The organism is Mesorhizobium sp. B1-1-5 (assembly GCF_006443065.1).
Taxonomy (GTDB): Bacteria; Pseudomonadota; Alphaproteobacteria; order Rhizobiales; family Rhizobiaceae; genus Mesorhizobium.
The window spans coordinates 1-7,071 of the sequence record NZ_VFWS01000186.1; the positions used below are offsets into that span (position 1 = coordinate 1).

A 7,071-nucleotide genomic window follows, 5' to 3' on the forward strand; every position below is an offset into this window, starting at 1 on the left:
CTTCGGCACCGGCTCCGGAGCGCGCTGGCGGGCGGGAGGCGCTGCACTCACCGGCTGCGGAGCAGGTGCCTGTCTCGCCGGCGCCGGGGTGGGCTGAGGCGCACGCGGCTTTGCCACCGCGACAGGCTGCTGCGAACCGCCATCTCCGGTCAGCGCGGGACGGCGTGGCGCAGAAAGGCGGATGTCACGCTCGACGACGACATCGGTCGGGCCGCCGATCAAAAGCAGATGCTCGATGTCGTCGCGACGCACCAGGACAAGCCGGCGATGGCTGTCGACAGCGGTGGCATCCATCACGGCAAGCCGCGTCTTGCGGTTCCTGCCGCCGGCGACGAAGGTGCCGAACGTCAGGTTGCGGACCACCTTGATGGCGAGCAGGACGACAACCAGCATGATGAGAGCCGCTACCGTCCACAGGATTGCAGCGACATAACCCGGGCCCGCTACATTATCCAGCCACTGCATCGGTGCACCCCAATCGCCATCTTTTGAAGTCAGGGGACACTAGACCGTTGGGACCAGCGACCGCAAGTTCACATCACCCATCGTGAACAGTTTGAAACATGAATCGTTGATTTTATCGGACATTTGCCGCCGAGGCCTTTTCCGCTACAGGAGAATGTGATTCAACCGGCCGTCCGTGCCCGTCGGACACCGGAATCACGAGCAGGGGGACCATGGCCAAGGAAGCGCGCGGCGATTTCTATCCGGTGCCGATCGTCGACCAGAACACGCGTCCGGGCGCCGTCACCAGGCTCATCGTCTTCATCGTCGTCTTGACCGGCGCCGCGATCGTCTTCGGACTTTTCCGCGAGCGCCTCGGCGATCCTTTCCTGCTCGGCATGCTCGGCGTGCTCGCCATGATCGGCGTCGGCTTCCTGTTCGCGACCGCGATCGGCTTCGTGCAGATCGCACCGCGTTCGACCGGCGACGAATTGTCTAAAGCCTTCGTCGACTCCATGTCGCAGGGCCTGCTGGTCACCGATACCAAGGGCCGCGTCGTCTACGCCAACCGCGCCTATGCCGAGATGACGGGCGCTGCCTCGGCCGCCGATCTCAAGACCGTCGAAGGGCTGTTGTCGGATGTTCCCGAGGCCTCGATGACGATCTACCGGCTGGCGTCGGGCCTGCGCGACGGCCAGGCTGGCGACGGCGAGTTCCGGCTGGCGCAGTCGATCAAGCCGGGCGCCGAGCCGGGCGCGCGCTGGTACCGCGCCCGCGCCCGCGCCTTCAGCATGCCCGGGCAAAGATTGCCGATGCTGGCCTGGCAGCTCGCCGACATTTCGCAGGAACGGGCGGAGCAGGAACGTTTCTTCCTCGACCTGCAGAAAGCTATCGACCATCTAGACCATGCGCCGGCCGGATTCTTCTCGGCCGACCAGGAAGGCCGCGTCACCTATATCAACGCCACGCTCGCCGAGTGGCTGGGCATCGACCTTGCCTCCTTCACGCCGGGCGCCATCACGCTGCCGGAAATCATCGCCGGCGACGGCATGGCGCTGGTCCGCTCGGTCAAGGCCGACCCCGGTACCACCCGCAACGCCGTCATCGATCTCGATCTCACCACGATGAGCGGCCAGGCGCTGCCGGTGCGCTTCATGCATCGGGTTTCGGCAAGCCGCGAAGGCGTGAACGGCCCGACCCGCACGATCGTGCTCAACCGCACCCAGGGCGAGGACGCTTCCGCGGAGCTGCGGGCCTCCGAGGTTCGCTTCACCCGCTTCTTCAACTCGACGCCGATGGCCATTGCCGGCGTCGATGCGAGCGGACGCATCCTGCGCACCAACGCGCCGTTCCTGCAGCTGTTTTCGTCCGTGGTCGACCGCGACGCCGTCGACCGGCGGGTGCGGTTCGAGACCATCGTCCACGAGCGCGACCGGCCGGCATTCGCCGCCGCCTTCGAGAAGGCGCGGCAGCGGCAGGCCAATATCGAGCCGATCGATTCCGTCCTGCCCGGCAATGAGGAGCGCCACATCCGCTTCTACGTCAATGCCGTCGCCGACAGCGCGGGCAGCGAAGGCGCCGAGGAGGCTGCGATCGTCTATGCGGTAGAGACCACCGAGCAGAAGGCGCTCGAGGGCCAGATGGCGCAGAGCCAGAAGATGCAGGCAGTCGGCCAGCTCGCCGGCGGTATCGCGCACGACTTCAACAACGTGCTGACCGCCATCATCATGGCGTCCGACCTTCTCTTGACCAACCACCGGCCGTCGGACCCGTCCTTCCCCGACATCATGAATATCAAGCAGAACGCCAACCGGGCGGCCTCGCTCGTGCGGCAATTGCTCGCCTTCTCGCGCAAGCAGACGCTGCGGCCGGAAGTACTCAACCTGACCGATGTTCTGGCCGATCTCAGGATGCTGCTCGCGCGCCTCGTCGGCAACGACATCAAGCTTAAGATCGACCACGGCCGCGACCTGTGGCCGGTCAAGGTCGATATCGGCCAGTTCGAGCAGGTGGTGGTCAATCTCGCCGTCAATGCGCGCGACGCCATGCCGAGCGGCGGCGACCTCACCGTGCGCACCCGCAACGTCACCGCCGACGAGTGCAAATCCTTCGCCTACCGCGAATTGACGCCGGCCGACTACGTGCTCGTCGACGTCGAGGACACCGGCAGCGGCATTGAGCCCGACGTGCTGAAGAAGATCTTCGAGCCCTTCTTCACGACCAAAGAAGTGGGCAAGGGCACCGGCCTCGGCCTGTCGATGGTCTACGGCATCATCAAGCAGACCGGCGGCTTCATCTTCTGCGATTCCGAAGTCGGCAAGGGCACGGTGTTCCGTATCTTCCTGCCGCGCCACATCGCCGAGGTGAAGAAGCAGGCCGAGCCTGGCGAGGCGCCGTCGACAGCGGCGGCTGCTCCGGCCAAGACCGCCGACACCGCGAAAGATCTTTCCGGCTCGGCCACGGTGCTTCTGGTCGAGGACGAAGACGCCGTGCGCATGGGCGGTGTGCGGGCGCTGACCTCGCGCGGCTATACCGTGCACGAGGCGTCGTCCGGCGTCGAGGCGCTTGAAGTGTTCGAGGCGCTCGGCGGCAAGGTCGATATCGTGGTGTCCGACGTGGTGATGCCGGAGATGGACGGGCCGACATTGCTCGTCGAGCTGCGCAAACGCCAGCCTGACATCAAGTTCGTGTTCGTTTCGGGCTATGCCGAGGACGCGTTTGCGAAGAACCTGCCGGCCGAGGCGCATTTCGGCTTCCTGCCGAAACCGTTCTCGCTCAAGCAACTGGCGACGATCGTCAAGGACGTGCTGGAATCCTAGGGCGTTCAGCGCTTCCCTGGGTTGCCCTAAATAAGCCAGAGCTTGCGCATTGCGGCAGTCCTGCCATGATGGTCGCCGGATGGGTCTATCAGGGGTGATAGCGCGTGACGCCGCATATCGAGGCGGAGAGGGGGGACTATGCCGAAACGGCGCTCTTGCCGGGCGATCCCGAGCGCGCCCGATGGATGGCGGAAACCTTTCTCGAGGCGCCGCGTTGCGTCAACCGCCGAAGGGGCGCGCTGGGTTTCACCGGCAGGTTCCGCGGCAAGCCGGTCAGCATCCAGGCGACCGGGATAGGGGTGTCGTCTTTCCTGATTTATGCCTTTGAGCTGTTGGACCATTACGGCGTCAAAACGCTGATCCGCACCGGCACATGCGGCGGATTGTCGGAAGACGTACCCCTGCGCGGCGTTGTCATCTCCAGCGAAGTGCGGGCGGAGAGTGCAATCAGCGGACAGGTCTTCGGCCTTTACCAGCCGGCGGGACCGGACCAGGCGCTCCAGGCGCTGGCGCTGCGACGTGCGGCCGATCTCGGCATAGCCTGCCGCGCGGGTCTGACGATCTGCAGCGACCTGTTTCATCATCCCGACGGCCGCGCTCGGTTTGACGAGCCGATGGCGCTTGGGGCGTTGGCCGTCGATATGGAAACCAGCGCGCTCTATCGGATTGCGGCGCAGTTCGGCGCGCGAGCGCTGTCGCTGCTGACCGTCGTCGATCATGTCGCCACCGGTGAATTGACCGACTATTCGGAGCGCCAGGCGCTTTTCACAGACATGACCCGGCTGGCGCTCGAAGTCGCAGCCGAGAGCTAGATTTTAGGGCTATCTTTTGGTGCAGGTCGAAGCTGTGAAGGCGCCGTCCTGCTGTTTCATGATGATGTCGAACGAAGGACCGCTCGGGTCATCCAAGGTCGCCTGGGTCATCGAGATCGAATTGCCGCCGCTGGTGTAGCCGCCGAGCGGACCGAGCCAGGTGATCTCGCCATTGGGATTCATCTGGTAATTGTAAGGTGGCGGCGCGACGCCGAAGGTTACCGGGCCGCTGTAGAGGCTGCCCTTGATGGTGATGTCGCCGAGGTTGAGGAACAGGCCGAGCAGGTAGACCTCGCAGTGATAGACGCCATCAGGAAGCTTGCCGTCGGCGAAATCGGCGCGGGCGCCGCCGGCGGCGGACATAAGAAGCAGGAAACTCAGGATTGTTCGCAGGGCCATGACGTCGCTCGTTTGCACGGCGACCTTGCCCCATTTCGCCATGAGCCCGCAACAGGGCCGACGAAGCTATCCTTGCCCATGTGGTGAAATCATAGGCATTTTTACAATTTGGGCAAAATCTAGGCAGCGATGCGTAAACTTTTCTCAATCCTGCCGCGTTGCAGTAGAGGCGACAGTTGCGCGGCTATCGATAACCGACTGTAATCACTGCATTATCGCGAAATCAGTTCAGCGCATTCCTATCTGGCACGTCGCTTGCACCGCTAATATTGCGATGCAAAACAACCAGCTTGGGAGTGTGTCATATGAGGGGTAACTTCGCGAAAATAACAAAAATCCTGTCCGCCGCCGTCGTCGCGGCCGGTCTGCTGGCTTCAGCTTCCGCCAAGGCGGCTGAAGACACGATCAAGGTCGGTATCCTCCATTCGCTGTCGGGGACCATGGCGATTTCGGAGACGACGCTGAAAGACGTCATGCTGATGCTGATCGACGAGCAAAACGCCAAGGGCGGCCTGCTCGGCAAGAAACTGGAAGCCGTGGTCGTCGACCCTGCGTCCAACTGGCCGCTCTTCGCCGAAAAGGCGCGCGAGCTGATTTCCAAGGACAAGGTCGCCGCCGTGTTCGGCTGCTGGACCTCGGTGTCGCGCAAATCGGTGCTGCCGGTGTTCTCGGAACTCGACAACATCCTGTTCTACCCGGTCCAGTATGAGGGCGAGGAGAGCGAGCGCAACGTCTTCTACACCGGTGCGGCGCCGAACCAGCAGGCCATTCCGGCCGTCGATTACCTGATGAGCGCCGACGGCGGCTCGGTGAAGCGCTGGGTGCTTGAAGGCACCGACTATGTCTATCCTCGCACCACCAACAAGATCCTCGAAGCCTATCTCAAGTCGAAGGGCGTGCCGGCCGAGGACATCATGGTCAACTACACGCCGTTCGGCTTCTCCGACTGGCAGACCGAGGTCTCGGCGATCAAGAAATTCGGCTCGGCCGGCAAGAAGACGGCCGTGGTGTCGACCGTCAACGGCGACGCCAACGTGCCGTTCTACAAAGAGCTCGGCAACCAGGGCGTCAAGGCCGAGGACATTCCGGTCATGGCCTTCTCGGTCGGCGAGGAAGAATTGGCCGGTCTCGACACCGGGCCGCTGGTCGGCCATCTCGCCGCCTGGAACTACTTCGAAAGCATCGACACGCCGGCGAACAAGAAGTTCATCGACGAGTGGCACAAGTTCATCAAGAACGACAAGCGCACCACCAACGATCCGATGGAAGCCCACTATATCGGCTTCAACATGTGGGTGAAGGCGGTCGAGAAGGCCGGCACCACCGATCCGGACAAGGTCATCGATGCCATGGTCGGCGTTTCGGTGCCGAACCTGACCGGCGGCTACTCGACGATGATGCCGAACCACCACATCACCAAGCCGGTGCTGATCGGCGAGATCCAGGCCGACGGCCAGTTCGAGACCGTTTCGCAAACGCCCGGCCTCGTCATGGGCGACGAATGGTCCGACTACCTGCCGGATTCCAAGGACCTGATCTCGGATTGGCGCGCGCCTCTGTCCTGCGGCAACTTCAACGTCGCCACCGGAAAGTGCGGCGGCAAGGGCACCAACTGATCCCGGTCCGTTATCCCAGGTCTGTCGGATCGCGGAGTGGCCCCGCGATCCGAGACCGCAGCCCGGGCAGGTTCCTGACCCGCCCGGGCAAGATCCCGAAACCTAGTTTTGCGCAATTCCGGACGGAAAACCGCTTCACACTTTTCCTGGAATTGCTTGAGAAAGCTGCTTGAAGACGACAATGCTGCTGCTGCGCGCAATTGGTCTGATGTTGCTGCTGACGATGGCTGGACTGATGCCGTCGAAGGCGGCTGAGGCCGACCTTCGCGCATCGATCGGCAAATTCGCGGCTGCAACCGGCTTCTCGGCTACCGAGGCCGTCGTGCGCGAGCTTGCGGCGAGCGGCGATCCGGCGGTAGAGCGGCCGCTTTCGGCGCTGGCCGACGGCAATCTCTACATCCGCAAGGCCGATTCCCAGGTTTTTGTCGGCAAGGAGAGCGGCGACAACATCGAGCTGCTCGATCCGCTGAGCGGCGAGAACGCCGCCGAAGCGGCCAAGGCCGACCTCACCAAGATCAAGGTCAATAACGGGCTGCGCCGTGTCATCCGCGACGCGCTGGGCACGCTGACCTTACGCGCCAGGGACGCGAGCGTGCGTCTTGCCGCGGCAATGACGATGTTCAAGACTCCCGACGCGGCGAACATCGAGCCGCTGGATGCCGCAATCGCCGCCGAAATCGATCCCGGCGTCAGGGCCCTGTTCGAGCAGGCGCGCGCGGCGTCGGTTCTGGTTTCCGACAAGCCCGAAGCCGACAAGCTCGCAGCGATCTCGGTCGTCGCCGCCCGCGGCGACCGCGACGCGCTCTCGCTGCTCACCTCAGTTGAGGCGAACGCCCAGGGCGCGGTCAAGGAGGCGGCAACCGCCGCGATCGGCAAGATCGACGCGACGCTGGCCGTGTGGGATGCCGGCCAGAACATCTGGTACGGCATTTCGCTGGGATCGGTGCTGCTGCTTGCGGCGATCGGGCTTGCCATCACCTT

General features: G+C 63.7%; 4 protein-coding genes and 2 pseudogenes. 4 read left to right on the plus strand and 2 right to left on the minus strand.

The genetic code is table 11. The features are described from left to right. Window positions 1-465, minus strand: a pseudogene (locus FJ980_RS28735) (flagellar biosynthetic protein FliO); the annotation flags it as partial. Between the two features lie 212 nt (window positions 466-677). Between FJ980_RS28735 and FJ980_RS28740 the strand changes: the two are divergent. Then, window positions 678-3,263: an ATP-binding protein gene (locus tag FJ980_RS28740; protein ID WP_140547024.1), complete on the plus strand. Its 2,586-nt coding sequence runs from the start codon at window positions 678-680 to the stop codon at window positions 3,261-3,263. Between the two features lie 104 nt (window positions 3,264-3,367). Further along, window positions 3,368-4,075 (plus strand): DeoD-type purine-nucleoside phosphorylase, encoded by a 708-nt coding sequence (locus FJ980_RS28745; RefSeq protein WP_140547025.1) that lies wholly within the window; start codon window positions 3,368-3,370, stop codon window positions 4,073-4,075. 9 nt (window positions 4,076-4,084) lie between these two features. On the opposite strand, the gene FJ980_RS28750 is transcribed toward FJ980_RS28745, so the two are convergent. Beyond that, entirely contained in the window at window positions 4,085-4,474 is a 390-nt protein-coding gene (locus FJ980_RS28750) for a hypothetical protein (RefSeq protein WP_140547026.1), read from the minus strand. Between the two features lie 305 nt (window positions 4,475-4,779). On the opposite strand from FJ980_RS28750, the gene urtA reads away from it, so the two are divergent. Both urtA and FJ980_RS28760 read left to right on the plus strand, forming a co-directional pair. Further along, the gene (gene urtA / locus FJ980_RS28755) at window positions 4,780-6,090 is read left to right on the plus strand and encodes an urea ABC transporter substrate-binding protein (protein WP_140547027.1); all 1,311 of its coding nucleotides are present in this window, start codon (window positions 4,780-4,782) and stop codon (window positions 6,088-6,090) included. Window positions 6,091-6,271: 181 nt separating this feature from the next. Then, window positions 6,272-7,071 (plus strand): annotated as a pseudogene (locus FJ980_RS28760) (urea ABC transporter permease subunit UrtB); the annotation flags it as partial.

Excerpts from the sequence above, each read along its gene's own strand:
- FJ980_RS28740 (WP_140547024.1), top strand. The coding sequence starts at position 678 with ATGGCCAAGGAAGCGCGCGGCGATTTCTATCCGGTGCCGATCGTCGAC.
- FJ980_RS28750 (WP_140547026.1), bottom strand. The coding sequence starts at position 4,474 with ATGGCCCTGCGAACAATCCTGAGTTTCCTGCTTCTTATGTCCGCCGCC.
- urtA (WP_140547027.1), top strand. The coding sequence starts at position 4,780 with ATGAGGGGTAACTTCGCGAAAATAACAAAAATCCTGTCCGCCGCCGTC.